27 protein-coding genes are annotated in these 26,681 nt (G+C 60.5%); 8 read left to right on the forward strand and 19 right to left on the reverse strand.

Annotation, left to right across the window (positions count from 1 at the left end; genetic code table 11):
• Position 1 precedes the first annotated feature (1 nt).
• Positions 2–2,482: a trimethylamine-N-oxide reductase TorA gene (torA, locus tag I6L44_RS15125; protein WP_216952237.1), complete on the forward strand. Its 2,481-nt coding sequence runs from the start codon at positions 2–4 to the stop codon at positions 2,480–2,482.
• A gap of 85 nt (positions 2,483–2,567) precedes the next feature.
• On the opposite strand, the gene I6L44_RS15130 is transcribed toward torA, so the two are convergent.
• From I6L44_RS15130 to I6L44_RS15145, 4 genes are read right to left on the reverse strand one after another with little or no spacing between them, the layout of a single operon-like run.
• The gene (locus I6L44_RS15130) at positions 2,568–3,029 is read right to left on the reverse strand and encodes a hypothetical protein (protein ID WP_216952238.1); all 462 of its coding nucleotides are present in this window, start codon (positions 3,027–3,029) and stop codon (positions 2,568–2,570) included.
• 41 nt (positions 3,030–3,070) lie between these two features.
• On the reverse strand, positions 3,071–4,420 hold the full coding sequence (locus I6L44_RS15135) for a sensor histidine kinase (protein WP_216952239.1): 1,350 nt from the start codon (positions 4,418–4,420) through the stop codon (positions 3,071–3,073).
• Positions 4,417–5,073, reverse strand: coding sequence for a response regulator transcription factor (locus I6L44_RS15140; RefSeq protein ID WP_005341873.1), 657 nt, complete (start codon positions 5,071–5,073; stop codon positions 4,417–4,419). The genes I6L44_RS15135 and I6L44_RS15140 overlap by 4 nt, the downstream gene beginning before the upstream one ends.
• A gap of 21 nt (positions 5,074–5,094) precedes the next feature.
• Positions 5,095–5,433, reverse strand: coding sequence for a PepSY domain-containing protein (locus tag I6L44_RS15145; protein WP_042063810.1), 339 nt, complete (start codon positions 5,431–5,433; stop codon positions 5,095–5,097).
• 63 nt (positions 5,434–5,496) lie between these two features.
• Here I6L44_RS15145 and I6L44_RS15150 point away from each other — a divergent pair, with 63 nt between their 5' ends.
• Positions 5,497–5,745, forward strand: a complete 249-nt coding sequence (locus I6L44_RS15150) for a PepSY domain-containing protein (RefSeq protein ID WP_013724184.1) — start codon at positions 5,497–5,499, stop codon at positions 5,743–5,745.
• On the opposite strand, the gene msrQ is transcribed toward I6L44_RS15150, so the two are convergent.
• A complete protein-coding gene (gene msrQ, locus I6L44_RS15155) occupies positions 5,742–6,368 on the reverse strand; it encodes a protein-methionine-sulfoxide reductase heme-binding subunit MsrQ (protein WP_216952240.1) in 627 nt (208 codons plus the stop codon). The two genes, I6L44_RS15150 and msrQ, sit on opposite strands and share 4 nt — an antisense overlap.
• A complete protein-coding gene (gene msrP / locus I6L44_RS15160) occupies positions 6,359–7,360 on the reverse strand; it encodes a protein-methionine-sulfoxide reductase catalytic subunit MsrP (protein WP_184236585.1) in 1,002 nt (333 codons plus the stop codon). Before msrP ends, msrQ begins: the two co-directional genes overlap by 10 nt.
• Before the next feature lie 369 nt (positions 7,361–7,729).
• Here msrP and I6L44_RS15165 point away from each other — a divergent pair, with 369 nt between their 5' ends.
• A complete protein-coding gene (locus I6L44_RS15165; protein ID WP_005339809.1) occupies positions 7,730–8,212 on the forward strand; it encodes a DUF1097 domain-containing protein in 483 nt (160 codons plus the stop codon).
• A gap of 1 nt (position 8,213) precedes the next feature.
• On the opposite strand, the gene I6L44_RS15170 is transcribed toward I6L44_RS15165, so the two are convergent.
• From I6L44_RS15170 to I6L44_RS15185, 4 genes are all read right to left on the reverse strand, one after another.
• Positions 8,214–9,494 (reverse strand): sigma 54-interacting transcriptional regulator, encoded by a 1,281-nt coding sequence (locus I6L44_RS15170; RefSeq protein ID WP_216952241.1) that lies wholly within the window; start codon positions 9,492–9,494, stop codon positions 8,214–8,216.
• Positions 9,491–10,009 carry a hypothetical protein gene (locus tag I6L44_RS15175; RefSeq protein WP_216952242.1) on the reverse strand — a complete coding sequence of 173 codons (519 nt, stop codon included), beginning with the start codon at positions 10,007–10,009 and terminating at the stop codon, positions 9,491–9,493. The genes I6L44_RS15170 and I6L44_RS15175 overlap by 4 nt, the downstream gene beginning before the upstream one ends.
• Positions 10,006–11,415: a HAMP domain-containing sensor histidine kinase gene (locus I6L44_RS15180; protein WP_216954464.1), complete on the reverse strand. Its 1,410-nt coding sequence runs from the start codon at positions 11,413–11,415 to the stop codon at positions 10,006–10,008. The genes I6L44_RS15175 and I6L44_RS15180 overlap by 4 nt, the downstream gene beginning before the upstream one ends.
• Before the next feature lie 103 nt (positions 11,416–11,518).
• Positions 11,519–11,611 (reverse strand): YnhF family membrane protein, encoded by a 93-nt coding sequence (locus I6L44_RS15185; protein ID WP_216952243.1) that lies wholly within the window; start codon positions 11,609–11,611, stop codon positions 11,519–11,521.
• 124 nt (positions 11,612–11,735) lie between these two features.
• On the opposite strand from I6L44_RS15185, the gene I6L44_RS15190 reads away from it, so the two are divergent.
• A complete protein-coding gene (locus tag I6L44_RS15190) occupies positions 11,736–12,311 on the forward strand; it encodes a 2-amino-4-hydroxy-6-hydroxymethyldihydropteridine diphosphokinase (protein ID WP_216952244.1) in 576 nt (191 codons plus the stop codon).
• Here the strand turns inward: I6L44_RS15190 and I6L44_RS15195 are convergent.
• The gene (locus I6L44_RS15195; protein ID WP_216952245.1) at positions 12,237–12,941 is read right to left on the reverse strand and encodes an SDR family oxidoreductase; all 705 of its coding nucleotides are present in this window, start codon (positions 12,939–12,941) and stop codon (positions 12,237–12,239) included. The two genes, I6L44_RS15190 and I6L44_RS15195, sit on opposite strands and share 75 nt — an antisense overlap.
• A gap of 162 nt (positions 12,942–13,103) precedes the next feature.
• Here I6L44_RS15195 and I6L44_RS15200 point away from each other — a divergent pair, with 162 nt between their 5' ends.
• Positions 13,104–13,508: a CBS domain-containing protein gene (locus I6L44_RS15200; RefSeq protein WP_216952246.1), complete on the forward strand. Its 405-nt coding sequence runs from the start codon at positions 13,104–13,106 to the stop codon at positions 13,506–13,508.
• Here the strand turns inward: I6L44_RS15200 and I6L44_RS15205 are convergent.
• On the reverse strand, positions 13,505–14,041 hold the full coding sequence (locus I6L44_RS15205; RefSeq protein ID WP_216952247.1) for a DUF2301 domain-containing membrane protein: 537 nt from the start codon (positions 14,039–14,041) through the stop codon (positions 13,505–13,507). The two genes, I6L44_RS15200 and I6L44_RS15205, sit on opposite strands and share 4 nt — an antisense overlap.
• Before the next feature lie 87 nt (positions 14,042–14,128).
• Between I6L44_RS15205 and I6L44_RS15210 the strand changes: the two genes are divergently transcribed.
• Positions 14,129–14,893 carry an ABC transporter substrate-binding protein gene (locus I6L44_RS15210; RefSeq protein ID WP_216952248.1) on the forward strand — a complete coding sequence of 255 codons (765 nt, stop codon included), beginning with the start codon at positions 14,129–14,131 and terminating at the stop codon, positions 14,891–14,893.
• Between the two features lie 63 nt (positions 14,894–14,956).
• Here the strand turns inward: I6L44_RS15210 and asnC are convergent, their stop codons facing one another.
• Positions 14,957–15,418 (reverse strand): transcriptional regulator AsnC, encoded by a 462-nt coding sequence (gene asnC, locus I6L44_RS15215; protein ID WP_005339783.1) that lies wholly within the window; start codon positions 15,416–15,418, stop codon positions 14,957–14,959.
• Positions 15,419–15,572: 154 nt separating this feature from the next.
• Here asnC and asnA point away from each other — a divergent pair, with 154 nt between their 5' ends.
• Positions 15,573–16,565, forward strand: a complete 993-nt coding sequence (gene asnA, locus I6L44_RS15220) for an aspartate--ammonia ligase (RefSeq protein WP_216952249.1) — start codon at positions 15,573–15,575, stop codon at positions 16,563–16,565.
• A 210-nt stretch (positions 16,566–16,775) separates the two neighbouring features.
• Here asnA and I6L44_RS15225 read toward each other — a convergent pair whose 3' ends face one another.
• The 4 genes from I6L44_RS15225 to rluD all read right to left on the reverse strand — a co-directional run bounded on the left by I6L44_RS15225 (position 16,776) and on the right by rluD (position 22,282).
• On the reverse strand, positions 16,776–17,600 hold the full coding sequence (locus tag I6L44_RS15225; RefSeq protein ID WP_216952250.1) for an MBL fold metallo-hydrolase: 825 nt from the start codon (positions 17,598–17,600) through the stop codon (positions 16,776–16,778).
• Between the two features lie 60 nt (positions 17,601–17,660).
• Positions 17,661–20,234: an ATP-dependent chaperone ClpB gene (gene clpB, locus I6L44_RS15230; RefSeq protein WP_005339779.1), complete on the reverse strand. Its 2,574-nt coding sequence runs from the start codon at positions 20,232–20,234 to the stop codon at positions 17,661–17,663.
• Positions 20,235–20,451: 217 nt separating this feature from the next.
• A complete protein-coding gene (pgeF, locus tag I6L44_RS15235) occupies positions 20,452–21,189 on the reverse strand; it encodes a peptidoglycan editing factor PgeF (RefSeq protein WP_216952251.1) in 738 nt (245 codons plus the stop codon).
• A 112-nt stretch (positions 21,190–21,301) separates the two neighbouring features.
• Positions 21,302–22,282 (reverse strand): 23S rRNA pseudouridine(1911/1915/1917) synthase RluD, encoded by a 981-nt coding sequence (rluD, locus tag I6L44_RS15240; RefSeq protein ID WP_005339771.1) that lies wholly within the window; start codon positions 22,280–22,282, stop codon positions 21,302–21,304.
• Positions 22,283–22,399: 117 nt separating this feature from the next.
• On the opposite strand from rluD, the gene I6L44_RS15245 reads away from it, so the two are divergent.
• Entirely contained in the window at positions 22,400–23,155 is a 756-nt protein-coding gene (locus I6L44_RS15245; RefSeq protein WP_019446583.1) for an outer membrane protein assembly factor BamD, read from the forward strand.
• A gap of 289 nt (positions 23,156–23,444) precedes the next feature.
• Here the strand turns inward: I6L44_RS15245 and I6L44_RS15250 are convergent, their stop codons facing one another.
• Positions 23,445–25,127 carry a glycosyltransferase family 39 protein gene (locus I6L44_RS15250; protein ID WP_216952252.1) on the reverse strand — a complete coding sequence of 561 codons (1,683 nt, stop codon included), beginning with the start codon at positions 25,125–25,127 and terminating at the stop codon, positions 23,445–23,447.
• Entirely contained in the window at positions 25,114–26,481 is a 1,368-nt protein-coding gene (locus I6L44_RS15255) for a UDP-glucose/GDP-mannose dehydrogenase family protein (RefSeq protein WP_216952253.1), read from the reverse strand. Before I6L44_RS15255 ends, I6L44_RS15250 begins: the two co-directional genes overlap by 14 nt.
• Positions 26,482–26,681: the final 200 nt, after the last annotated feature.

Raw genomic sequence — 26,681 nt, forward strand, 5'->3', positions numbered from 1 at the left:
TATGACTTTTTTCAATGACAAGAAGACCAATCTGTCCCGCCGCAACCTGCTCAAGGGGCTCGGCGCCTGCGCAGCCCTGCCCCTGCTCGGCGGCATTTTTCCCAAGAGTGCGCTGGCGCAAGCCATCAGCACCGCATTGAATCAGTTCCCGACTCTGGTGCCCGCCCAGAAGGGCATTCTGACCGGCGCCCACTGGGGTGCTTTCGAGGCGATCGTCGAAGATGGGCGCATGGTGCGCGTCCAGCCGGTGGCCGATGATCCGGCGCCAAACGATCTCATCGACATGGCGCCGTTCCAGGTGCACGCCAAAAACCGCATCAAATACCCCATGGTGCGCAAAAGCTGGCTGGAGCATGGCCCGGGCGCCAAACCCGAGCTGCGCGGTGCCGACGAGTGGGTGCGAGTGAGCTGGGACAAGGCGATCGAACTGGTGGCCGGCGAGATCCAGCGCGTCCAGTCTGACTTCGGCCCGCAAGCGATCCACGCCGGTTCCTATGGCTGGAAAAGCGTCGGCATGTTCCACAACAGCCGCACCCTGCTGCACCGCCTGATGAACCTCTCCGGCGGCTTCACCGGTTATGCCGGTGACTACTCCACCGGTGCCGCCCAGGTGATCATGTCCCACGTGATGGGCTCCATCGAGGTGTACGAACAGCAGACCGCCTGGCCCAACGTGGTGGAGAACGCCGAACTGGTGGTGTTGTGGGGGGTCAATGCTCAGGTCACCCTGAAGAACAGCTGGAACATGCCGGATCACGAAGGTCAGGCTGGCTTCAAGGCGCTGAAAGAGAAGGGCACCCGCGTCATCAGCATCGATCCGGTCTACAACGAGACCGCCAAGCTGGTCGGCGCCGAGTGGATTGCTCCGAACGCCTACACCGACGTGGCCATGATGCTGGGGGTGGCCCACACCCTCTATAGCGAGAAGAAGCACGATCAGGCCTTCCTCGATCGCTACACCGTCGGCTTCGACAAGTTCCTCGCGTATCTGCTCGGCAAGGATGATGGTCAGCCGAAGAGCGCCGAGTGGGCGAGCACTGTCTGCGGCGTCGATGCCAAGGTGATCCGCCAGCTGGCCCTCGACATGGCCGCCAAGCGCACCATGATCATGGCCGGTTGGGGCATGCAGCGTCAGCAGCACGGTGAACAGCCGAACTGGATGCTGGTCACTCTGGCCTCCATGCTGGGCCAGATCGGCCTGCCGGGCGGCGGCTACGGCTTCAGCTACCACTACTCCTCCGGTGGCAGCCCCACCGCCAAGGGCGGCATTCTGGCGGGCATCTCCGCCGGCAACGCACCGAAGAACAGCCCGGCACCGATCCCGGTGGCGCGCATCGCCGACTGTCTCGCCAACCCGGGCAAGACCATCGACTTCAACGGCCGCAAGGTGACCTATCCGGACATCAAGCTGGTCTACGTGGCGGGCGGCAACCCCTTCCACCACCATCAGGACACCAACAACCTGCTGCAGGCGTGGCGCAAGCCGCAGACCGTGATCGTTCACGAGCCCTACTGGACCGCCACCGCCAAACACGCCGACATCGTGCTGCCGGTCACCACCAGCTACGAGCGCAACGATCTGGAGATGGGCGGCGACTACTCTCAGCGCTATGTGTTCCCGATGCACCAGTGCGTCCCGCCCCAGCACGAGTCCCGCAACGACTTCGACATCTTCAGCGCCATCGCCGCCAAGCTGGGCGTGCAGGAGCAGTACACCGAAGGGAAGGACGAGATGCTGTGGCTCAAGCAGATGTACGACGGCATGGCGGCGCAGGCCCGCGGCGCCCGCGTGGCGCTGCCGCCGTTCAACATGTTCTGGGAGTCCAACAACTACATCCGCTTCCCGATCCCCGAGGCCAACCGCCAGTGGATCCGTCACGCCGATTTTCGCGAGAATCCGCTGCTCAATCCGCTCGGCACCCCGTCCGGCAAGATCGAGATCTTCTCCAACACGGTGGCGGGGATGGGTTATGCCGACTGTGCCGGCCATCCCAAGTGGTATGAGCCCAAGGAGTGGGTGAAGAGCGAGGTGGCGGCGCGCTATCCACTGTCGCTCAACACCTCCCACCCGACCCAGCGGCTGCACTCCCAGCTCGACAACACTCCGCTGCGAGACAAGTTCGCCATCGCCGACCGCGAGGCGATCATGATCCATCCGCTGGATGCCAAGGCTCGTGGCATCGCCCAGGGGGATCTGGTGCGCGCCTTCAACGAGCGCGGCCAGATCCTGGTGGGCGCCCTGCTCTCCGAGGATGTGCGCCAAGGGGTGGTGCGGATCTGCGAAGGGGCCTGGTATGACCCGGCCAAGCCGGGCGAAGCGGGCAGCATCTGCAAGAACGGCAACGTCAACTGCCTCACCTTCGACGAAGGCTCGTCCAGTCTGGCGCAGGGCAACTGCGGCCACATGGCCCAGCTGCAGATCGAGAAGTACACTGGCCCGATGCTGGCCAACACCGCCCACGCGGTACCGGCCAACGGCTAAGGCGATTGCCACCCAATAAAAACGGCGCCATCAAGGCGCCGTTTCTTTATCTGTCTGCCAAAGAGCACACATAGTCCGGACGGATTTAAAAATCCCCCTCTTCCATATACTCCTGCGCGCACTCCACCAGCTGCGGCCACAGCTCTTCCGGCACCCAGGCGTCCGGGTCATCTTCATCCCCGTCGTACTGGCTCCAGAAATAGCGGCGCAGGCCGGAGGCAAACTCGTCGCTGATCTCGGCCAGCTCCGAGAGCGGCCCCAACCAGGCGATGCGGCGCAGCCCAGAGGCGAGATCGTTGATGGCATCCATCAGGGTGCGATCGTCGAAGCTCTGCTCCACCAGCAGGGTGAAGCGCTCGCGCGCCTGCTCGGTCTGCTCCTCGTCCAGTTCGCCCACATCGGCCAGCAGGTCGACAAAATCTTCCAGCAGATAGGCAATCAGGCCATCCCGATCTTCAAACCACTGGATCTGGGCGCCCTTGACCCCCAGTACAGAGGCATCGAATGAATCGTCAAGATGGCACAGGGCCCACGGATCGTCGGTCATGGTTCTCTTCCTCAGGCTAAAACAAATGCCATATCTTATGCCTAGCTCTCGACCCTTGCCACCTTGGGCAACGAGAGGGAGGCGGCCAGCCCGCCCAGTTCGGCGCGGCCCATAATAAAGCTGCCGCGATAGGCTTCCGCCAGATCGGAGACGATGTTGAGACCGAGACCGGAACCCGGCACCTTCTCGTCGAGCCGCACCCCGCGCAGCACCGCCTTGGCGATCTGATCCTCGCTCATGCCGGGGCCGTCATCCTCGATACGCAGGGTGATCCAGCCCCCCAGCTCGGCGCTGGAGATACGCAGCTCGCTGGCGGACCATTTGAAGGCGTTCTCCAGCAAATTGCCCACCATCTCGTCGAAGTCCTGCTCCTCCACCCCGACCGCCAGATTGGCGGGCACTTGCAGATCCACCGTCTTGCCCGGATAGAGGCGGGAGAAGGCGCGGCAGATATACTCCACCCGCGCCCGCACCGGGGTCGACACCCCGAGGATCTTGGCGGCGCCGGTCACCCGCGCCTTACCGAGGTGATAGTCGATATGGCGCTGGATCTGGTCGAGCTGCTCGCCGATGGCGGCCTGATCCTCCGGCGGCAACTGGGCAACCTGATTGCGCATGATGCTGAGCGGCGTCTTGAGGGCGTGAGCCAGATTGCCGGTGTGGGCACGGGCACGCTGCAGCAGCTCGCCGTAGTGGTGCAGCAGCCGGTTGATATCCTCAACCAGCGGCTGGATCTCCAGCGGATAGCGCAGCCGGAATCCCTCCTGATGACCCTCGTGAACCCGCCCCAGTTCACGGCGCAGCAGATGCAGCGGCCGCAAACCATAGACGATCTGGAACATGAAGCCGAGCACCAGACCGGCGGCGGCAAAGCCGAGACCGAGGAACAGGCTGATGCGAGTTTTCTTCAGGGTCTGGATCAGGGTGCTGCTGTCCTTGGCCATCACCAGGGTAAAGACCCGATCCGAACCGGGCAACAGCACGGTGCGGGTCATGATCAGCAGCGGCTCCTTGTTGGGGCCCTTGCCAAAAAAGAGGTCAGGATCGCCAAAGGCAGACTTGAGGCCACGGCTCACCAGATGGGTGTCCCACAGGGATCGGGAGCGGCCCACCACATTTTCCCCCAGTTCCAGCTGCCAGTAGTAGCCGGAGTAAGGTTGGCTGAAACGGGGATCGGCCATCGGTTCGATCACCACAGGCAGACCACTCTTCTCCACCTCCAGCCGGGAGAGCAGATCGTAGAGTTGCAGGCGCAAGCCGTCAGCCTCTGCCTCCTGCCAGTAGTTGCGCATCATGGTCTGCAGGCTGAAGCCGGTGGCGAACAGGAACAGCCCGCACCACACCAGCGCAATGGCAAGCAGCCGCCCCCGCAGGGTTCGGACCAGCCTCATTCGTTGATCCGGTATCCGAGACCACGCACTGTCTCAATCAAGTCGGGATGGGTCTTCTTGCGGATCCGGCCGATGAACACCTCTACTGTGTTGGAGTCACGGTCGAAATCCTGAGCGTAGATGTGATCGATCAGCTCGCTGCGCGACACCACCTTGCCCCGATGCTGCATCAGGTAACCCAGCACCCGGAACTCGTGGGCGGTCAGCTTGATGGGGGTCCCTTCGTACCACACCTGGGAAGCCGCCATATCGAGCCGTACCCCGCCAATCTCCAGAACGGAGCTGGCGTTGCCTGCCGCCCGGCGCACCAGCGCATGCACCCGCGCCACCAGCTCGGCCACCTGGAACGGCTTGGTGAGGTAGTCATCGGCACCGGCATTGAGCCCCTCGATCTTCTCGTGCAGTTGGCCACGGGCGGTCAGTACCAGCACCGGGGTATCGATTCCCTTGCTGCGCCACTCCTTCAACACGCTCAGGCCATCGCGCCCAGGCAAGCCGAGGTCGAGAATGATGGCATCGTAAGGTTCGGTCTCTCCGAGAAAACCGGCCTCGTTGCCATCATGGCAGAGGTCGGTGACAAAGCCGGAGAGGCGCAGCTGTTCGGCCAGCTGGCCAGCCAGAATTTTTTCGTCTTCAACAATCAGAATTCGCATGAACAGGCTTCCACACAGGGGTTATTCATCATCCTCGACCGGGGGCTTTGGCGGCTCGAACAGCCGCTCCAGATGGTGGCCCTTGGCCCACACCAGCTCAAGGTTGTCGGCCCGATAGGCTACCTTGATCACGCTGTTTTCCCGATCGATGACGCGCAGTTCATAGAGCCAGATACCATCCTCTTCTCCCAGATCCACCCGCAACACCCGTACCGGCAACCTGGCCGCCACCTCCATCATTTCATGGAAGGGCCGAACCCGTCCCTCATGGACAGCTTGCTGCAGCTGGGCTTCATCAGGCGTGACCGCCTGTGCCAGCACCGGCAGCAATAACCCGAGCAGAGGGAGCGCTCTATTCATGGATGATTCATCTCCAAAAACCTAACATAATGGCGTTTATAGTCTGCCAGCCATGAATCCGGAATGAATATGATCCCGCGCAGTTTCCTGCTGATCCTTTGCCTGTTGAGTGCCACAAGCTGGGCGGCCCAGAGCCGTCTCGACATGGCCGGGCTGGTCAAACTGTTGCTGGCGCAAGGGTATCACGACATTCGGGAAGTGGAGCTGGAAGGGGACAAATTCGAGGTCAAAACCCTCAATCGCCAGGATCAGAAGGTGCATCTCATCGTCGATGCCTACACTGGCGAGATCAAACAACAAGAGGCCGATTAGGCCTCTTTTGCATTCCAGCGTCCCCGCATGGGGCGCAGCAGCTTCTCCCGTCTCGGCCAGAGCAGGGCGCAGGCCAGCAGCAGGTAGATGAGAGGCTCCCCCCAACCGCTCTTGAGCGACCACCAGTAGTGCACCGGCACCAGCAGGGCGATGGCATAGACCCAGTTGTGCAGCTTCTGCCATGCAGCGCCCATGCTGCGCTGCAATGCGGGCAGCGAAGTGATGCTGAGGGCGGCCAGCAGCAGCAGGGCCACCATCCCCACCACTATGTAGCTGCGCTTGACCAGCTCGCCGCCAATCAGCCCCCAGTCAAACTGCAGATCCAGCCCCAGCCACGCCATGAAGTGGAGCAGCGCCCAGGCAAAACACCAGAGCCCGAGGGGGCGGCGCAGCTTGATGAGCTGCCCCTGCCGCCAGCGCTTGGCCAGCGGCGACACCAGCAGGGTGAGCAGCAGCAGGTTGAGCGCCCCCTTGCCGAGGTAGTGGATAAGCTCGGGCACCGGATCGCCCCCCAGCAGGCCTGCCGGAATGGCAAAAACCAGCCAGAGCAGGAAACCCAAGGAGCCCAGATGCACCAGCGCCCGCAAGCCGCTGATATGGGCCGGTTTCAATCTCAGTACCATTGGCGCAGATCCATCCCCTGATAGAGCGAGGCGACTTCGTCACCATAGCCGTTGAACATCAGGGTCGGCTGACGCTTGGCGCCAAACACCCCGCCCTCGCCGATGAAACGTTCGCTGGCCTGACTCCAGCGCGGGTGATCCACCTGCGGGTTGACGTTGGCGTAGAAGCCATATTCGTTGGGAGCCAGCAGGTTCCAGGTGGTGGGCGGCATCTCCTCTACCAGCCGGATCGAGACGATGCTCTTGATGCTCTTGAAGCCATACTTCCACGGCACTACCAGCCGGATCGGCGCGCCATTCTGGGCGGGCAGGGTCTTGCCGTAGAGCCCCATCGCAAGGAATGAGAGAGGGTGCATCGCCTCGTCGATACGCAGCCCCTCCACATAGGGATACTCGATGCCGCCCCCCAAACTGGAGGCCTGCCCCGGCAGCTGTTTCGGATCAAACAGGGTTTCGAAGGCGACAAACTTGGCGCGACTGGTGGGCTCGGCACGGCGGATAATCTCCGCCAGCGAGATGCCGTTCCAGGGCAGTACCATGGACCAGGCTTCAACGCAGCGCAGCCGGTAGATCCGCTCCTCCAGCTCGCTTTTGTTGATGAGGTCCCACACATCGAGGGTAAAGGGCTTGGCCACCTCCCCCTCCACCTTGAGGGTCCAGGGTTCGGGCTTGAGGTAATGTGCGTTGCGAGCCGGGTCGGACTTGTCGGTGCCGAGCTCATAGAAGTTGTTGTAACTGGTGGCCTTCTCTTCCGGTGTCAGCACCAGATTGGCCGGGCGCTCCGCAGGCTTGCTGTTGAGCGGTTTGGTAGCTAATTGGGGGGCATCCTCTTTACCGCGCAGCAGGTCGAGCACTCCGGCCTGAGTGGGGAACGCCAGGGTGGCTGCGCCCAGACCCAGCCCCTTGAGAATAAGGCGGCGGTCCTGATAGACGGCTTCCGGGGTAACATCCTGTTCGGTGAGGGGGTGGGCGGTACGACGCTTGATCAACATTAAAAACTCCCGGGGCTGAGTGAGGCAGTATGGATAAGACCCGCCCCGGCAGATTTTTATTTCACACAAATTTACATCATGTGGTGCAGGGGCAGTGCCTTGGCCATGGTGCCGACCAGAAACAGGACTACGAACACCAGCAGGGGAACGATCACATTTGGCGCCATCAGACTCACTCCATGAGCAGGACAGGGCCTCTAACTATGGCCGACTGTCAGGCCGGTCACCAATGAATTTTTTTCGCGAGCGCAAGCGTATTCCTGAGTTGAAAAGGGTGATGAAGATCACACACAATTCGGCCCCCGCTTGCCGCCCCAATTGCCGGGGGTAGGCTGCCCATTTTGCGAAGCCAACTGAAGAGTCGCCCCCATGAGCCCACTGATCGCCATCGCCATCACTACTGGAATTCTCTCCGCCGTCTGGGGCTGGATTGCCGTCGCGTTCGGCCTTATCTCCTGGGTCGGCTTTCTCGGCTGCACCAGCTATTTCGCGTCAAGCGGCGGCTACAAGGCGCTGCTGCAGACCATCTTCTGCAACACCAGCGGCATGCTGTGGGCACTGCTGCTGATCCATGGCGACAGCCTGTGGGGAGCGGGTGTGGCGGGTTACGTGATGACGGGGGTGGTCGCAACCCTGATGTGCGTACAGGCCAAGCAGCAGTGGCTCGGCTACATTCCCGGCACCTTTGCCGGTTGCTGTGCCACCTTCGGGGCGGCTGGCGAGTGGCGGCTGATCCTGCCCTCCCTCATCATTGGCGCCTTGTTCGGTTACCTGATGAAGGCGAGCGGCCTCTGGCTCTCCCATAAAACCCAAAAAGCCGATGCCGCTCCGGCTGTGGTTGATCCCGCCTGATTTATCCCTTCGATTTGAAGTTTGCTGCTTCGATACCGTGCCGATTCAATAACTTGTAAAAATCGGTGCGGTTTCTACCCGCCAGGTTGGCCGCCAGAGTCACGTTGCCCTCGGTAGTGCGCAGCAAACGGATCAGATATTCCTTCTCGAATTCGGCACGAGCCTCATTGAAGGAAGGGATGCCACCACCGCCGCCGCTCAGGGCGGACTCCACCATGGAGACCCCGATCACCGGGCTGCAACAGAGGCTGGCGAGTTGCTCCACCAGATTGCAGAGCTGACGCACGTTACCGGGCCAGGCAGCGGCGGCCAACATCGCCAGCGCCTCCGGCGAGAAGCCCATCGCGGCGCAGTCGCTGTGGCGGCAGCGATAATCATCCAGCGCCTGTCTGGCCAGCAGCGGAATGTCTTCACTGCGGGCACTGAGAGACGGTAAGGTGATATTGGCGACGTTGAGACGATAGAAGAGATCTTCCCGAAAGCGTCCCTCCTCCATCGCCTTGACCAGATCCTGATGGCTGGAGCTGAGCACACGCACCTCCGGCGTGCCCTGGCCATACTCCTCCATCACCTGCAGCAGCTTGGCCTGCAAGGATTCCGACAGGCTGCCAATTTCGTCGAGAAACAGGGTCGCCCCCTTGGCCTGCTCGAACAGCCCGGACTGACCATCTTCACCAAACAGCTGCAAGTCGAGTGACGCCCACGGAATGGCGGCGCAGTTGATGGTATGGAGCGGCTTGTCGCGGCGCTGGCTGGCCTGGTGCAGCGCCTGCGCCATCGCCCCCTTGCCGGAGCCTGACGGCCCCATGATCAGTACTGGCACCTCCATGGTGGCGATGCTGTGAGCCTGGATCAGTAACTGTTCCAACTGGGGATTGCGGGTCAGGATCAGTGACTGCCACTCCTGCTGCTGTTTCGGCCGGGTCAGGCTGAGAGCATGCTCTATGGTGGCCAGCAGCTCATCCTTGTCAATGGGCTTGGTCAAAAAGCTGAAGACGCCGGAGCGGGTCGCCTGAATGGCATCCGGGATGGTGCCGTGGGCGGTCATGATGATCACCGGCAGCCCCAGCCACTGGGCCTGGATCCGCTCGAACAGCGCCAGACCGTCCATGCCCCCCATCCGCAGATCGCTCAGCACCAGATCGGCCCGCTGCTGGCGCAGCCGGTCGAGGGCCCCTTCCGCACTGTCGGCAGTATCCACCTCATAACCCTGACTGCGCAGCCGCATGCTCATCAGCTTGAGCAGACTGACGTCATCATCCACCAGCAAGATCCGGCTCATGGTATAGCCTCACGATGCTCGTTGAGCTTGCGCTGGTTGAGCTGGTCATCGATGGCGGTCAGCTGTTCGATCTGGCGACGCAACCGCTGGATCTCCTGACTCTGATCATCGCGTCGGCTGTCGCGAGCCAGCAGCTGTTCGCCGAGGGCGATCCAGCTGCGCAAAAATGCCTGCGCATCGAGACCCAGCTCGGGCAGCATCTGCTTCAGGCGCGCCAGCCCGGCGGTACGATTGGCCACCGATTCGGCCGGGTGGGAATCCACCATCGCCAGACTGACCCGGCTCTCCAGATCATCCGCCCCTTTCAGGCGTTGACGCTCCTGCATCCGCTGCTGGGGGTGACTGGCCAGCAACCAGTCGGAGTATTGCAGACGTACCTGCATCTCCTTGTTGGCAAACTCCATCCGCTTGGCAAAAGCGATATCGGTGGAGTTCTGCTGTTCGTGCTGTGGCAGCAGGGCGCAACCCGCGAGCAACCCCATCATCAGGGCTGGAAATACGCGCTGTATCTTCATAGTTCTCTTTTCAACGTCAACCTGAAGCAGACATCCGCCTGTTCATCTTTCACCAGAACCAACTCACCTCCGAGACTATGGGCAGACTCCCGTGCGATAGAGAGGCCCATACCAGAGCCTTTCAATACACCTTGTCGCACTGTACTGCCTTGTTCGAAGGGTTCAAAAATACGTTGCTGATCGGCAGCGGGGATCTCTGGCCCCTCGTTGGCTACCTCCAGCCAGCTTGTCTGTTCATCCTGCCCTGCCCTGATCCAGATATTGCCCCCGCTGGCGCCGTAACTGACAGCGTTGGAGAAGAGGTTATCGAGGATCAGTCTCAACCGGTAGGGCTCCGCCCACAGGGTAACCGGCCCGGTCGGCAAGTGTACACGGATCTGCTTGGACTCCAATGCCAACCGGTACTCGATGGTGAGTTCTGACAGCATGGGCAGCAGGGGGACAGATTCCAGCTCAAATGCCTCCTGCTGGGTGAGTCGATTGAAGTCGAGCAACCGCTCGATCAGGGTTTGCAAACGGCGACTGCTCTCGTCCAGCATCTGGCAGATCTCCAGCTGATCCGGCGTCAACGGCCCGACCAGCTGCTCGCAGAGCAGATCCGACCCCTCCCGCAGCACCGCTAGCGGGGTCTTGAGCTCGTGGGAAACATGACGCAGAAACTGGTACTTTTGCTGCTCCAGCTCCTTGAGCTTGTCGTAAAGCCAGAGGATCCGCTCCCCCAGCAACACCAGCTCGGCGGGGCCATCTACCGGCCTTGGATCCGGCTCGACCCCCGCCCCCAGGCTCAAGATGCGCGACTCAATCTGTCGTACCGGGTGGATGATCAGGTAGGTGAAGATAAAGACCATCAGCAGGCTGAGCGCCGCTACAGCGCCGCTCACCCACCAAAGCTCCCTGGTCAGTCCGGCGATGGTGAGTCGCACCCGATCCATGTGTTCGTCAACCCGGCTGCGGGTGACCATCTCAAGCTGCTTGTTGGCATCGTTAAACAGCTCTAGCTTGTCCCCCGCCACCGCAGCCTGGGCCAGCGCGGCATCCTGCAAGCTGTCGAGCCAAGCCAGCCCCTGATCGAGCCCCCTGTAGAGCTGACCGTCGGAGATAGAGCTGCGATGTTCTGCCAGCAACACCCGATACCCGTCGAGTTGCTGCTGGTAGCTGGTGAGGCTGCGGCGATCCCCCAGCACCGCGAAGCGGCGCAAGGTGCGTTCGATATCGATGGCCTGCGCCGTCAGTAGGGTGGCGCGGCGGGTATCCTTGACCGCCCGCTCCATCTCGTCGCTAGTGAGTTGGCTGAGGTGGGCAAGGGAGGTGCTGTTGTGCCAGATCATGCCGCCCAGCGGCATCAATACCAGCACGAATCCCATCAATACCACCTGCAGCAGGGAGCGTGGGCGAACCTTGGTCATCATCTCTTCTCTTGCGTTCTCACCGGTGCGCCAGCATAGCTGCACCGCCCAGAAAAACAAAACCGGCCAACAGGCCGGTTTGGATTATCTGGATTGTGGTGATTCACGCCAACGCGACAGAGGCCAGACAGATAATCATGATCAGCGCCAGCGCACCCGAAGCGGTCAACAGCGCCCATTTCAGCTCCACACTCATGCAAACCTCCTTTCTGCCAATCAGTGCCGGATCACAATAGATAAGACAATGTTAAGCCATAGTTAATCCGATAACCGTGAGCTGCGTATACATTTCAGATGAGCCCAACCCCGGGAAGGTCAGCATGTTCTATCTGTGTAGCATTGGTTCCAATATTGACCCGCATATCCATGTCAGCCGCGCGCTGGCCGAGCTGTTTGAGAACGTCGGTCCCCTTCGGCTGAGTTCGGTGATCCGCACCAAGCCGGTGGGAATGCACTCCAGCCACGACTTTCTCAACTGCCTGCTGGTGGTGGAGAGCCCGCTCGATGCCGCCCGCCTCAAGCAGCACTTTGTCGCCCTCGAGGTGGCTCACGGCCGTGATCGCAGCGATCCGCTCTGCAAGGTGCACGACCGGCCACTCGACATCGATATTCTGGCCAGCAACAGGAGCGGTGACTTTGCCTCGGCAGAGGTCGATTCCTATCTGGCGGAGCTGCTGGCAGAGCTCTACGGCCATGGCGAGGTGCATGACCCCAAGGTGGCGCTGCAAGTGACGCTCCCCGCCCAGTCGGGCAAGCTCAAACCCGGCAAGGGCTTGCTGACCCGGCAGGTCGGGCTGGGGCCGCTGGTGCTCGGCAACCCCTCAGAGGTTGGCCAGCGCGCGTCCGCCATCTACCTTGATGCTGGCACCCGTCATATAACTGTTCCCCATCAGTAACTGCACCGCCTGCCAGATGGGCTCAAGTCCCCCCTCCCGCGCCAGCGGTGTTTTCGCCAACACCTGCTGGCGCCATGCCTCGTCATGCTCGTCGAGAAACAGGATCGGCCCCGGCTCTATGGTGTTGACCCGCACCGCAGGCGCCAGCTCGCGGGCAAAGCTCATGGCCAGCGAATGGGCTCCCGCCTTGGTCGCCACATAGCTGGCAAAACGGGGGGCCGGGGCATGGATATAGATATCGGTGATGTGAATGATGCTGGCGTTGGGATTGCTGGCCAGCTGGGGGGCCAACGCCCGGTTTAGCTGGAAGGGGGCCGCCATGTGTACCCGGTAAAACTGCTCGAATTGGGCCAGTTGCGCCGCCGGATCAGTTGCCTGCGGCTCGAAGGCCGAGGCGTTGTGGATCACCAGCGCCAGATCCTGATGGGCAGCCAGCACATCGATCAGCTTGCCAACGTCCTCTTCCCGACCAAAATCCGCCAGCACCAGTTCGACCCCCAGTGCTGCCAGCGTGGCCAGCTCCGGCCGCTCGCTGCGATAGCTGCCCGTCACCTGCCAACCCGCTGCCACCAGCTGTTCACAGAGATAAAATCCGAGTCGACGGCCGCAGCCCGTAACCAATGCACGCATACGATCTCCTTTCCCTTTCATGGTCTTGCATGAACGAAGCCCGCCTGCCAGCGGATCACCGCCGATGGCTTGTGCCTATCAATCCCTGCGGCACAAGCCATTGGTCGCGAGCTACCCGCCCGCGTCATAGTGGCGGCATCCCCCTCTTGCGGAGTTACCACCATGCTGAAAGTACACCACCACATGGGTCGCCTGACCCACTCCCTCACTGCCGGACTCGGCCTGGCCGAGGCGCTGGATCGCCTGCATCAATCGGGTCTTGGCGGCCTGCCGGTGCTGGATGAGCAGAAACGGCTGATCGGCTTTCTTTCCGAACAAGATTGCATTCCCAGCCTGCTCACCGGCAGCTACCACTGCGATACCCGCACCCGGGTGGAGGATCTGATGAACCGTTCGCCCCTCTCGGTCGGGCCGGATGAGAGCATTCTGGAGCTGGCCCGCCAGATGGCTGACGCCAAGCCCAAGATCTACCCGGTGCAGCAACAGGGCAAGGTGGTCGGCATCATCAGCCGCCGTCAGGTGATGCAGGCCCTCAACCAGCAGATGAAGGTGTGCCAGCAGACCTAGATCTGGTAACGCCCCTTGTCACCGATATCGAAGTGCAGGGGCATCCGCCACTTGGCCAGCGCCAGCAAGGTCAACAGGGCCCCGCAGGCCAGCGCCACCAGTGCGGCGGCCCACTCCACCCGCAACCACTCCAGCAGCCATAACGCCGGCAGCAATACGGGCACCAGCTTGATGCCGGGAATGGCGAAGCAAAACTGCTCCTTAAACGCCAGCCCGGAGAGCGTTGCCAACACAGCTCCCAGCACCAGCGCATCCGGCGCCCCCACCGCAGCCAGGGCCAACGCGCACCAACCAAACCCCTGCAGAATCAGGCGAATCCGCTTGTCGTAGATATGCAGCGAGAAGCCGCATATTGCGCTTGCCACTGCCAGCGACACCAACCATTGTGCCGACGGGAGCAGTGCCATCCCGCTCAGCAGCGCCGCACCGCGGCAAAGCAGCAACAGGGCAGCCGCACTCAAGCCAAGGCGGTAGAGCGAGACGGTCAACTTGTCGATCCCGTCCAGCGGGCTCTCGATTTCAGGATTTGCCATAAACAGTCGCTTCTAACGGATCAGGTGCCATCCAATATACTGGAATCAGGTCTTGGAATATCTTCAAACGGGCTCAGGAGACGTAGTTTGCGTGTGATCCCCCTGTTTTGGTTGCTGTTTCCACTCGGATTGCCCGCCAAGGAGCTGGTGATCTGCGGCACCATGGAGCCCCCGCTCAAGTATCTCGATGCCGATCAGAAACCCCGCGGACTCGATATAGACATAGTCACCACCATCTTCGACAAGCTGGAGACGCCCTTTCGGATCGAGCTGGCCGACTCCGGTGCCCGCCTCACCCGCAATGCCGAAACCGGCGCCTGCGACCTGGTGATGACCCACTCCTACAAGGCAGAGCGGGAGAGTTATCTCATCTATCCCCAACAGGCCCATCTTCGCCACAGCTGGCACTTCTTCGTGCGCAAGGCGGACCTGATGAAGATCCGCTACGAAACGCTGGCCGATCTCAAACCCTGGCGCATCGGCGTGACCAAGGATTTCTCCTATACCCCTGAACTGGCAGCAGCCATGACCGACCCGGCCTATCAGTTTCAGGAGATCACCATGAACCAGCTGCAACTGCGCAAACTGCTGGCCGGACGGATCGATACCGTGCCCATGCCGCTGGTCACCGCCTTCACCCAAATCAAGGAGGAGGGGCTGACGGGCAAGGTCGATTACCTGCCCAAACCGCTCAAGAGCAGCCCCTACTTCAACACCTGGGCCCGCGCACGAGCGGATGCACAGACTCCCGCCCTGATGGCGGCCTACGATGCCGAACTGCTGCGCATGAAGCGAAACGGCAGCCTCAAGGTCCTCTACGACAAGTACGCCATCCCCTATATCGAACCCTGATCAAGGGGTCAGGGTTTCGCACGGGAGATGGATCTCTACGCCCTCCCCCTTATGCACTCCGACTCAAGGTTTCACGTCCCGCAGGATCGGATTCTGCAGCGAAATCAGGGTTTCAGTGGACTGGATCTCGTCGATGGTCTGGATCTTGTTGATCAGCACTATCTGCAGCTCGTCGATGGAGCGGGTCATCACCTTCATGAAGATGCTGTAGTGGCCCGTGGTGTAGTAGGCCTCCACCACCTCGTCCAGCGCCTGCAGCTTGGCCAGTGCCGAGGGGTAATCCTTGGCACTCTTCAGATTGATCCCGATAAAGCAGCAGACGTCGTAACCCAGCTTCTTGGGGTTAACCTGCACCCGTGTCCCCTCGATGATCCCCGCCTGTTTCATCTTCTCCACCCGCACATGGATGGTGCCCGGGCTGACCGCCAGTTGTTTCGCAAGTTCGGCGTAAGGGATCCGCGCATTCTCCATCAGAGCGGTGAGGATGGCCTGATCGAGATTATCGATCCGGTAATTTTCCGGCATTTTTTTGCACTCCCGTTGACGATACCTCATTAAAGAACGGCTTATTTTGAAGAAAAAAACACACAAAGCCTATTTCTATTATCGAATATTGAATTTGGTCGGCGATCTGTTGAAGAATCACCACATCCAACGGGGTTTGAAACAGGAATTCAGCATGAAACAGCACTACATTCGCAGCCAACAGCAGATCAGCTTCGTCAAAGAGATGTTCTCCCGCCAACTCGCCCAACAACTGGGTCTGATGGAGGTGCAAGCCCCCATTCTGAGCCGGGTCGGTGATGGCACTCAGGACAACCTCTCTGGCCATGAGAATGCAGTGCAGGTCAAAGTGAAAACCCTGCCGGAGCACAGCTACGAAGTGGTTCATTCACTGGCCAAATGGAAGCGCCAGACTCTCGGTCGCTTCGGCTTCGGCCCGGGTGAAGGGATCTACACCCACATGAAGGCGCTGCGTCCGGATGAAGACAAGCTCACCCCCATCCACTCCGTCTACGTGGATCAGTGGGACTGGGAGAAGGTGATGCCGAGCGAGCGCCGCGATCTAGCCTATCTGCAGGAAACCGTGCGCGGCATCTGGGCCGCCATCAAGGCCACCGAGCGCGCAGTCTGTGCCGAGCATGAGCTGACCCCCTTCCTGCCGGCCGAGATCCAGTTCCTGCACAGCGAAGAGCTGCTGGCCCGCTACCCGGATCTCGATGCCAAGGGGCGCGAACGCGCCATCGCCAAAGAGCTGGGTGCCGTATTCCTGATCGGCATCGGCGGTGCCCTCTCCCACGGCGAGCGCCACGATGTGCGCGCCCCGGATTACGACGACTGGAGCAGCCACAGCGAGCTGGGTCTGGCGGGTCTGAACGGTGACATTCTGGTGTGGAACCCGGTGCTGCAAGACAGCTTCGAGATCTCCTCCATGGGGATCCGGGTCGATGCCGAGGCGCTGCGCCGCCAGCTGGCCATCACCGGCGACGAGGATCGCCTGCAGTATGACTGGCATAAGGATCTGCTGGCCGCACGGATGCCGCAGACCATCGGCGGCGGCATCGGCCAATCCCGTCTGGCCATGCTGCTGCTGCAAAAAGAGCACATCGGCCAAGTCCAGGTCGGCGTCTGGCCGGCCGAGATGAAAGCCGCCGTGCAAGGCATGCTGTAACGAATGAAAGCCATGCCGGCGTCATCGCCGCCGGCATGGCAACAGGCAGGTGGCCGTCGGGGTTGAGCGAGCGCATCCCCGGCAGGCTGTAAGAGGCGAGGCCAGCAGTGGCCGCGCTTCGCAATCGGGGGCTTGCCCCTGCGACCCGCTCAACCCACGCAAGGTCGCGTCACTACATTCCTCCCGGCAATCTTCGGATTGCCGTTTTTTTTACGCCGAAAAACTGTGCTCAAAACCGGCCCCGATCTGGCACTGGTGCGGCAACTCCGCCTTTCTGCTGCCGGTGCAGTGACAGGCAAACAACCGCTCCACCGCCTCTTCCTGCAGATAGGCACCGAGCACCTCCGCCCGCTCTGGGCCGGAAAACTTCAGGTGCAGGCCGCCGATGACGGCGTGGATCCGCTCGTCGCCACACACCTCCTTGGCCCGCTCGATGATGTTCTCGACCCCGGCGTGGCCGCAGCCGATAAAGACGATGAGTCCCTGCTCACTCTTGTAGGCCAGCGCCGAGTCGTCGCTGATCGGATCTTTCTCTACCCGTCCGCCCCGCACTATGTAACCAAGCAAGGAAGGTGCAGCCCGGTCACGCCGCATGATGCTACCGAGAAACACCAGACGATCCGAAAGCCACACCGGCTCGGCCGAGCAATGGGGGAGCAAACCTCTGGCCGGCAGCGACTCCCGAGCCAGCGCCCCCGACAGGCGATAGAGGTTGCGTCGCCAGAAGGGCAGCGACAGGAAGTAGCCCCGCTCGCAAAACACGTCCGGACAGGCGATGAGCGGGATGGGTCTTGGATAGACGGGCAGCGAGCCGACCCCGCCCACATGGTCATAATGACCGTGGGAGAGCACCACATGGGTGAGCGAGGCGAGATCGATCCCCATCACGGCGGCGTTGTGGCACAGCGCCCGGCCACGGCCGCTATCAAACAGCACCCTGAGGCCGTCACACTCCAGCAGCAGCGCCAACCCTCGCTCGGGCAGACAGCCTGGCAGATGAACGTCGTCATCCACCAGCACGGAAAACTTCAGCATCTCGCTTCCCCTGAAAACAAAACGCAGGCACAAGGCCTGCGTTTTTCATCGACAATCCCGTTACTGGGTCATGGTGAGGCCGTTGCTGTCGGCCCCCAGCACCAGTTTTTTGCCCGGCACGATGCGGCCGGAGAGCAGGGCCTGCGCCAGCGGGTTCTCCACCTTCTGCTGGATCGCCCGTTTGAGAGGCCGCGCCCCGTAGACGGGGTCGAACCCGGCATGCACCAGCTTCTCGAGCAGCGCTTCGCTCACCTCCACCTCGTAACCCTGAGCCTCGAGACGGCCCATCAGGCTCTTGAGCTGGATGCGGGCGATGGACTTGATGTGATCCTCGCCGAGGGGATGGAACACCACCGTCTCGTCGATCCGGTTGATAAACTCCGGCCGGAAACTGCGGGTCAGCACATCCATCAGCATGGCCTTCATCTCGTCGTAGTCTTTCTCGGAGTGGTGCTCCTGAATCAGATCCGACCCGAGGTTGGAGGTCATGATCACCACCGAGTTGCGAAAATCGACGGTCCGACCCTGACCATCGGTCAGGCGGCCATCATCGAGCACCTGCAACAGGATGTTGAACACATCCGGATGCGCCTTCTCCACCTCGTCCAGCAGGATCACCGAGTAGGGACGACGGCGTACCGCCTCGGTCAGATAACCGCCCTCTTCGTAACCTACGTATCCGGGAGGCGCCCCCACCAGACGGGCCACGCTGTGTTTCTCCATGAACTCGGACATGTCGATCCGCACCATGGCATCCTGGGTATCGAACAGGAACTCCGCCAGCGCCTTGCACAGCTCGGTCTTGCCCACCCCGGTGGGCCCCAGGAACAGGAAGGAGCCGATGGGGCGATTCGGATCTGAGAGCCCGGCGCGGGAGCGACGAATGGCGTTGGAGACCGCATCGACCGCCTCTTCCTGGCCAATCACCCGGCTGTGCAGCTGATCTTCCATCCGTAGCAGCTTGTCGCGCTCCCCTTCCAGCATGCGGGCGACCGGAATACCGGTCCAGCGGGCCAAGACGTCTGCAATCTCCACATCGGTGACGCGGTTGCGTAGCAGACTGGTCTCCTGCATCTCCGCCTGAGTGGCGAGATCCAGCTGTTTCTCCAGCTCCGGAATGCGGCCATATTGCAGCTCGGACATCCGGCCCAGGTCGCCTGCGCGGCGCGCCACGTCGAGATCCTGACGGGCCTGCTCCAGCGCAGCCTTGATATGCTGGGTGCCGGCAAGGGCGGCCTTCTCGGCCTTCCACACCTCGTCCAGCTCGTTGTATTCCCGATCCTTCTCGCCAATCTCCTGATTGATCAGCTCCAGACGCTTGCGGCTGGCGTCGTCGTCCTCTTTCATCAGCGCCTGCTGCTCCAGCTTGAGCTGGATGATGCGCCGCTCGAGGCGATCGAGCGCCTCCGGCTTGGAGTCGATCTGCAACCGGATGCTGGCTGCCGCCTCGTCGATGAGATCGATAGCTTTGTCAGGCAACTGGCGATCCGCAATGTAGCGGTGGGACAGCTGGGCTGCCGCCACGATGGCGGGGTCGGTGATCTGCACATGGTGGTGCAGCTCGTAACGCTCTTTCAGGCCACGCAGGATGGCGATGGTGTCCTCCACGCTCGGCTCTTCCACCAGCACCTTCTGGAAGCGACGCTCCAGCGCGGCATCTTTTTCGATGTACTGACGGTACTCATCCAGGGTGGTGGCGCCGACGCAGTGCAGGTCGCCACGGGCAAGCGCAGGTTTCAGCATATTGCCCGCGTCCATGGCCCCTTCGCCCTTGCCGGCGCCGACCATGGTGTGCAGCTCGTCGATAAAGAGGATGACGTTGCCCTCCTCCTTGGCGAGATCGGTCAGTACGGCCTTGAGCCGCTCTTCAAACTCGCCGCGATACTTGGCACCGGCCACCAGCGCCCCCATGTCCAGCGACAGCACCCGCTTGTTCTTGAGCCCTTCCGGCACTTCGCCGTTGATGATGCGCTGGGCCAGCCCCTCCACGATGGCGGTCTTGCCGACGCCGGGAGCACCGATCAACACGGGGTTGTTCTTGGTGCGGCGTTGCAGCACCTGAATGGTACGGCGGATCTCGTCATCACGGCCGATCACCGGGTCGAGCTTGCCGATTTCGGCCCGCTCGGTCAGATCGATGGTGTACTTCTCCAGCGCCTGACGGTTCTCCTCGGCGTTGGCATCCTCCACCTTCTTGCCGCCACGCACCTTGTCGATGGCAGCTTCGAGTTTTTCCTTGGTCAGCCCCTGAGCGCGCAGCAGCTCACCCAGCGTTCCCTTGTCGTCGAGGGCAGCCAGCACGAACAGTTCGGAGGAGATGAACTGATCCTTGCGCTGCTGGGCCAGTTTGTCGCAGACGTTGAGCAGGCGGCCGAGGCCGTTGGAGAGCTGCACGTCCCCTTCCACACCGCTCACGCGCGGCAGGCGATCCAGCTCCTCACCGAGACGGGAGCGCAGGGCGTTGATATCCATCCCGGTCAGGGTGAGCAGCGGACGGATAGAGCCGCCATCCTGATTGACCAGTGCGGTCATCAGGTGAACGGGTTCGATGAATTGGTGGTCACGACCCAGCGCAAGAGACTGGGCATCGGAAATAGCAATCTGGAATTTGCTGGTAAGGCGATCGAGGCGCATTGCACTCCCCCTTCAAACAGGCAGACGCCGCTTGCGCGGCAAACAACATAACTTTCTGAGATGAAAGATGAGGCCCGTACGGGCTATTTCAAGGGCATGGGCTGGTTATTTTTTCTGCAAAGCGGGGAGAGGGCAGGATCCCCGCCTCTCTCATACGGATCTGTTCTTGAGAGAGACGGGCTATTACTTGGCGGGTGATTGCTTAACGGGTGATTGCTTAGCGGGCCAACCAGATGAGGGAGGCCATCCGGCCGGTCTGGCCGTCGCGGCGATAGGAGTAAAACTGCTCGCTGTCGCTGAAGGTGCAGTATTCGCCACCATAGATGGCGGTGACGCCGGCGCGGGCAAGGCGCAGCCGGGCCAGCTGGTAGATATCCGCCAGCCATTTCCCCTCATTGGACGAAGGGATGAACGCCGCTTCTGCTTCGGCCTGCTCGGCCATAAAGGCCTCGCGCACCTCGCCACCCACTTCAAACGCAGTGGGGCCGATGGCCGGGCCCAGCCAGGCCAGGACCTCGCCCGGCTCGCAGCCCATGGCGACGATGCTCGCCTCCAGCACGCCCTCTTTCAGTCCACGCCAGCCAGCATGTGCTGCGGCCACCACGGTACCGGCCCGATCGCAGAACAACACCGGCAGACAGTCGGCGGTCATCACGATGCAGGCCTGATCCGCCTCATGGGCGCAGGCGGCATCAGCATCCGGCGCCTGCTGATAATGGCTGCTGACCTGATGAACCACGGTGCCGTGTACCTGATTGAGCCAGTTGAGGGGCCCCGGGATGGCGGCCGCCTGCTGCAAGCGGGCGCGATTGGCCTCGACTCGCGCCGGTTCGTCACCCACGTGGGCGCCCAGATTGAGACCGGCAAAGACCCCTTCACTGACGCCGCCATCCCGGGTGGTCGACAACGCCCTGACGCTCGCCGGGGCTGGCCAGTCGGGTTCGATCCATTTCATCTGTGACTCCTTCAATTCACCGATATAAAAACGGGGCTCCTGCAAGGGAACCCCGATTGGCATCTATTCGGGCCGGATGACGCCAGAAACCGACGCAGCAGGCCCTATCACATCAGTTCCAGACCAGATCATCCGGATTGGCGAGCGTATCCGCGCGCAGCACTTCCATCAGCTCCACCATGTCTTGCGGTGTAGCTGAATGCCACTGCATCACTTCACCCGTGATGGGGTGAGCCAGTTGCAGCATGGTGGCATGCAGCGCCTGACGGTTGAAGTTACGCAGTGCCTGAGTCAGCTCAGGGGTCGCGTTGCGCAGCGGGCGCAGACGGCCACCGTAAGCGGGATCACCCACCAGCGGGTGTTTGATGTGCGCCATGTGGACACGGATCTGGTGGGTACGGCCGGTCTCCAGACGCAGACGCAGACGGGTGTGGCCACGGAACTTCTCGTGTACCCGGTAGTGAGTCACGGAGGGGCGGCCATTGGGCACCACAGCCATATGAGTACGCTGGGTCGGGTGACGGCCGATGGGCGCATCGACGGTGCCACCTGCGGTCATGTGACCGATGGCGATCGCTTCGTACTCACGGGTGATCTGGCGCGCCTGCAACGCTTCCACCAGATGGGTCTGGGCGGGTACGGTTTTGGCAACCACCATCAAACCTGTGGTGTCTTTATCCAGACGGTGCACGATACCGGCGCGGGGTACCTCGGCAATGCCGGGGTAGCGGTGCAGAAGGGCGTTGAGGATGGTGCCATCCGGCGTACCTGCGCCCGGGTGAACCACCAGACCGGCCGGTTTGTCGATCACCAGAATGTGTTCATCTTCATAAACGATGTTGAGCTCGATATCCTGGGCATCCCAGCGGGTATCATCTTCCAGCTCGACATTCACATGCACCTGCTGCCCGGCCAGAATCTTCTCGCGCGGGGTGTTGGCAACCTGACCGTCCAGGGTCACTCTGTCCTGTAAAATCCACTCCTTGATGCGGGTGCGGGAGTAGTCTGGAAACAATTCGGCCAGGGCCTGGTCGAGTCGCTGCCCGAATTGGTGATCCTGGAATTCGCCTGTCAGTTCAATATGCTGGCTCATGTATGGTCTCTTGAGCGGGGGGTATCAATTCGAAATAATCCGGGTATTCTAGCTTTTCTTTTAGCCAAGCATAACGGATACTTTGCCAATTTCGTGGAAATGGACCGGATGTTGTTGATGGGAAAGAAGTCTCACCTGCTGATGTCGCTCGCCTTGGTCGCTACCTTGATCACAGGCTGTTCCAGCACCAAACCCAAGGTACCCGACGAACCGCCGGAGACCCTGTACCAGAAAGCACGCCTCAAACTGGACGTTGGCAATTACGTGCAAGCCACTGAATTGCTGGAGGCTTTGGACTCTCGCTACCCGTTCGGCGCCTACTCCAACCAGGTGCAGCTTGACCTCATCTATGCCTACTACAAGCAGGATGATACCGCTCAGGCGATCGCCAATATCGACCGTTTTATCCGCCTCAATCCGGCGCATAAAAATATCGATTACGTCTTCTATATGCGCGGCCTGACCAACATGGCGGCGGATTACAACTTCTTCCAGAGCCTGTTCGGTATCGATCGGGACGACAAAGACCCGGCTTATGCCCGTCAGGCATTCCAGGACTTCAAGACCCTGTTGCAAAACTACCCCAACAGCGTCTATGCCGCCGATGCCCGCGCCCGCATGATTGGCCTGAAGAATCGTCTGGCCCGATATGACCTGAGCGTGGCCGAGTATTACGTGAAGCGTGATGCGCTGGTTGCGGCCGCCAACCGGGCCAAGCTGATTGTCGAAACCTACCCCGACACAGCCGAAACCGAGAAGGCGCTGGAGATCATGGTCGAGTCTTACGACGCTCTGAAGATGCCGCAGTTGGCCAAGCATGCCCGCGAAGTGCTGGCCAAGAACTACCCGGAGAACCGCCTCGGCCGTGGCTGAGTGATACGGATAAACCGGTAATAAAAAACCGATGCCTTGGCATCGGTTTTTTTATCTTTGCAATCCACCAATCCGGCTGGGTGAAGTTCCTGCAACCCATAGCGGTCGCGGCCCCTCACACCCCATCTATCCCATTCATTAGCCACCTGCGAGATGGCCGCATCGTGAAGTTCGCTTATCACCAAGGGTTGCAAACCCGCTGTCAGCCCGACGCCAGGCCGGGAAGAGCGGAACCGTCACCACACGGCCATATTGCCTCATACAGTGCCCCTGAATGGGAATAGATGGCTTAATGGCACTGTAATCCTGTCACCAGAGTCAGTAGTTGCCCCTTGTCCGAGCGCAGAGCGGTCTGGGCCAGCAACTGATAGGGAATCCCCTCCAGCAGCTTGACCCTCTCCCCGGCCGTACCATTGACCAACACGGCATCAAACCGGGCATCACGACAGGCAACCACATCCCTCACTTTCTCCCTGTCCAGATTCATTACCTGCATCTGCTCATAGGCAGAGAGCAGACCAAGCTCCGTCTCCCCCAATTGCCAGCCGGCGATGCGATCCCGCTTCTCGAGCGGTATTCCCTCAAGCAACCGGGCCATCTTTCCCGATACTCCCTTGGCGGCATCGATCAAGGGGTAAACCAGTGTAAAGGTGAGCAGAAACATGATGGCCACCGAGCTGGCAACATGAGTAGCGCCATGCACCTCCTTGCGCCGCAACAACAGCGCCAGCGCAATCACGAAGAGCATACTGGCGGGGATATAACGCCACCCCAGCTTGCTGGCGACCTGTAGCACGTCTGCCGGAACATGACTGGCCACCGGTAGTGAAGGGCCCAGCAGAGGTAGCCCTATGACCACGACACAGAACAGCAGCATGAAACAGAGCCATCCCCGACCATAGCGAGCCGTCCATCCCGGCCAGTTCAGGCTGACCTGACCCAGCATGATGGCAAATACCGGCAACAACGGAAAAAGATAGAGGGTGCGCTTGGTGGATGAGAGGGTTAACAGCAAAAGGGTGCCCACTGCCCAGCACAACAGAAATAACCTCTCACGACTCCAGCGTCGCTGTTTGATGGTTTGCCAACCCCAATAGAAAATGAATGGCAACCAGGGGATGGTATATTCAGCCATCCCCCATAAATAATAAAGATATGCCCCTTTCTTGATATGGCCGAGTTCGGTCGAGGTGCCTGTCAGGCGGCCTACCTGATTCTGCCAGAACCACTCATTCCATAAAGCATCGCCATCGACATGATTAATTAATTCACGAATCCACGCTGCCACTGGCAATATAAAACAGAGCAGCATCAGCAGATGCTGCCAGATAAATCCTGGCAGTTTTTTGTCGATGGCGGCACATATTGCAGCGAAGAAGAATAGCGGGAACCAGCCAAAAAAAACTGTCAGTGGCCCAATAGGACCTTTTGCCATAAAACAGCCCGCCAACCCTATTCCGGCCAGTATCGCCATCCACCGACGGCTTACAAGGTAATATTCTGAAAATGCCCAAAGGGTAAATATGACAAAGAAGGCAAGCGCACTGTCCGTTCTAATCCAGTGCGTGTTGATGATAAATCCTTCCATGGTGCCCAGTGCGATCACCGACCAGATCGCGGCCGATCTATTGCCAAGCAGGCGATAGGCCAGCAGGCCGGTAAAGAGCAGCATACCCGCCGCCCAGACCACGCCCGCCAACCGCAGGCTATTGGTCACCCCCAGCCAGGATTCAAACCCATCAAGAAACGGCAGAGCGGCCATATAGAAGAGCGGCGGCTTCTCGATAAAGCTGTGCCCGCCAAGGGTCGGTACCACCCAATCGCCATTGCGGTACATCTCGAGTGCAATGGCTGCCTCACGCGGCTCGTCAGGGGTCCAGAGCTGATGGTCAAACTGGCCAAACAGCAGCACCAGCGTAACCAGCAGCAACATCCAGCAGAGCGTGCGCTCCGAAATATCAGCACTCTGCATGGCTCATACCTTCTGTAATGGTCTCCCCACGCCCGATGGCATAGTAGGAAAAGCCCAGCCCCTTCATCTTGAGCGGATCGTAGAGATTGCGACCATCGACGATGAGGGGGTGCGCCAGCATCTTCCTGATCTGGGCAAAATCGGGCGCCTTGAACTCGTTCCACTCGGTACAGATGACCAACGCATCCGCCCCCGCCAGCGCTGCCTCCCTGGTCCCCATCAGCGACAGCTCGGGCTGGCAACCATAGATACGCTGTGCCTCCTTCATCGCCACCGGATCGAAGGCCTGCACCCGGGCCCCCTCCTGCCAGAGCGCCTCCATCAACACCCGGCTCGGCGCTTCGCGCATGTCATCCGTATTGGGCTTGAAGGCGAGTCCCCAGATGGCGATGGTCTTGCCCGCCAGCGACTCGCCTCGCTCGTGAAAGTGGCAGGCCAGGGTGTCGAAGAGCTTGAACTTCTGCCGCTCGTTGACCCGCTCCACCGCACGAATAAGCGGCGTGTCGTAGTCGAGGGCCGCTGCAGTCGCCAGAAATGCCCTCACATCCTTGGGGAAACAGGATCCGCCATAACCACAACCGGGATAGATAAACTGGTAGCCGATGCGCTGGTCGGCACCAATCCCCTGCCGCACCAGTTCGATATCGGCACCGACCCGCTCGGCCAGCCCGGCCATCTCGTTGATAAAGCTGATCTTGGTGGCCAGCATGCAGTTGGCGGCGTATTTGGTCAGCTCGGCACTGCGAACATCCATAAACAGAATGCGGTCGTGATTGCGATTAAATGGCTCATACAACTCGCGCATCACGGCTCTGGAACGCTCCTTGCCGGTGCCGATAACAATGCGATCCGGGCGCTGGCAATCCCTGACGGCCGCCCCCTCTTTCAGAAATTCCGGATTGGAGACCACATCGAATTCAAACTGCTTGCCAAGTTCGGCCTGCTGCTCCCTGACCCAGTAAAACACCTTGTCTGCCGTACCAACCGGCACGGTGGATTTGTTGACGATGATCACCTCATCTGCACGATGCTGGGCAATCGATCTCGCCACCGCCCTGACGGCGCTCAGATCGGCCGAACCATCCTCATCAGGGGGCGTACCGACGGCGATAAATTGCACGTCACCATGGGTAACCGCCATGGGAATATCCGTGGTGAATGTCAGCGAGCCATTTTGCAATGTCTGGTGTAATAACACATCCAGTCCCGGCTCATATATTGGTAATTCGCCATGGGATAATCTATTTATTTTATCTGCATCGAGATCGATACAAACAACCTGGTGCCCTACATCTGCCAATACAATTGCCTGTACCAGTCCGACATAGCCACTGCCAAACACTGTGATATTCATAACGATTTTTCCATAATGCGTAATGATGGAAACTTTACATCCTTTACTCAATTGCACTACGGGCAATTTGTAACAAGCAATGTCAATTCTGAATGACACCCAACCTGTTGAGCAATAGCAGATGATTTAGATGGCGACAGTCAAAAAAGTGGCTAAACACCAACCTAAAATAAAGCCAAGCGATTTTTTGTTACGAGATA

The sequence above is a fragment of the Aeromonas sp. FDAARGOS 1414 genome (assembly GCF_019047065.1).
Lineage (GTDB): Bacteria > Pseudomonadota > Gammaproteobacteria > Enterobacterales > Aeromonadaceae > Aeromonas > Aeromonas veronii_A.

Bases quoted from the DNA above. Each gene is read 5' to 3' on its own strand.
- I6L44_RS15255 (WP_216952253.1), bottom strand. From the start codon at position 26,481: ATGAATATCACAGTGTTTGGCAGTGGCTATGTCGGACTGGTACAGGCA.
- I6L44_RS15165 (WP_005339809.1), top strand. From the start codon at position 7,730: ATGAGCCCACTGATCGCCATCGCCATCACTACTGGAATTCTCTCCGCC.
- I6L44_RS15170 (WP_216952241.1), bottom strand. From the start codon at position 9,494: ATGAGCCGGATCTTGCTGGTGGATGATGACGTCAGTCTGCTCAAGCTG.
- I6L44_RS15250 (WP_216952252.1), bottom strand. From the start codon at position 25,127: ATGCAGAGTGCTGATATTTCGGAGCGCACGCTCTGCTGGATGTTGCTG.
- I6L44_RS15145 (WP_042063810.1), bottom strand. From the start codon at position 5,433: ATGAATAGAGCGCTCCCTCTGCTCGGGTTATTGCTGCCGGTGCTGGCA.
- I6L44_RS15205 (WP_216952247.1), bottom strand. From the start codon at position 14,041: ATGGCAAATCCTGAAATCGAGAGCCCGCTGGACGGGATCGACAAGTTG.
- I6L44_RS15185 (WP_216952243.1), bottom strand. From the start codon at position 11,611: ATGAGTGTGGAGCTGAAATGGGCGCTGTTGACCGCTTCGGGTGCGCTG.
- pgeF (WP_216952251.1), bottom strand. From the start codon at position 21,189: ATGAAATGGATCGAACCCGACTGGCCAGCCCCGGCGAGCGTCAGGGCG.
- I6L44_RS15245 (WP_019446583.1), top strand. From the start codon at position 22,400: ATGGGAAAGAAGTCTCACCTGCTGATGTCGCTCGCCTTGGTCGCTACC.
- I6L44_RS15180 (WP_216954464.1), bottom strand. From the start codon at position 11,415: ATGACCAAGGTTCGCCCACGCTCCCTGCTGCAGGTGGTATTGATGGGA.
- rluD (WP_005339771.1), bottom strand. From the start codon at position 22,282: ATGAGCCAGCATATTGAACTGACAGGCGAATTCCAGGATCACCAATTC.
- asnC (WP_005339783.1), bottom strand. From the start codon at position 15,418: ATGCCGGAAAATTACCGGATCGATAATCTCGATCAGGCCATCCTCACC.
- I6L44_RS15225 (WP_216952250.1), bottom strand. From the start codon at position 17,600: ATGCTGAAGTTTTCCGTGCTGGTGGATGACGACGTTCATCTGCCAGGC.
- I6L44_RS15140 (WP_005341873.1), bottom strand. From the start codon at position 5,073: ATGCGAATTCTGATTGTTGAAGACGAAAAAATTCTGGCTGGCCAGCTG.
- msrP (WP_184236585.1), bottom strand. From the start codon at position 7,360: ATGTTGATCAAGCGTCGTACCGCCCACCCCCTCACCGAACAGGATGTT.
- I6L44_RS15135 (WP_216952239.1), bottom strand. From the start codon at position 4,420: ATGAGGCTGGTCCGAACCCTGCGGGGGCGGCTGCTTGCCATTGCGCTG.
- I6L44_RS15190 (WP_216952244.1), top strand. From the start codon at position 11,736: ATGTTCTATCTGTGTAGCATTGGTTCCAATATTGACCCGCATATCCAT.
- I6L44_RS15175 (WP_216952242.1), bottom strand. From the start codon at position 10,009: ATGAAGATACAGCGCGTATTTCCAGCCCTGATGATGGGGTTGCTCGCG.
- I6L44_RS15150 (WP_013724184.1), top strand. From the start codon at position 5,497: ATGAATATGATCCCGCGCAGTTTCCTGCTGATCCTTTGCCTGTTGAGT.
- I6L44_RS15195 (WP_216952245.1), bottom strand. From the start codon at position 12,941: ATGCGTGCATTGGTTACGGGCTGCGGCCGTCGACTCGGATTTTATCTC.
- msrQ (WP_216952240.1), bottom strand. From the start codon at position 6,368: ATGGTACTGAGATTGAAACCGGCCCATATCAGCGGCTTGCGGGCGCTG.
- I6L44_RS15130 (WP_216952238.1), bottom strand. From the start codon at position 3,029: ATGACCGACGATCCGTGGGCCCTGTGCCATCTTGACGATTCATTCGAT.
- clpB (WP_005339779.1), bottom strand. From the start codon at position 20,234: ATGCGCCTCGATCGCCTTACCAGCAAATTCCAGATTGCTATTTCCGAT.
- asnA (WP_216952249.1), top strand. From the start codon at position 15,573: ATGAAACAGCACTACATTCGCAGCCAACAGCAGATCAGCTTCGTCAAA.
- torA (WP_216952237.1), top strand. From the start codon at position 2: ATGACTTTTTTCAATGACAAGAAGACCAATCTGTCCCGCCGCAACCTG.
- I6L44_RS15200 (WP_216952246.1), top strand. From the start codon at position 13,104: ATGCTGAAAGTACACCACCACATGGGTCGCCTGACCCACTCCCTCACT.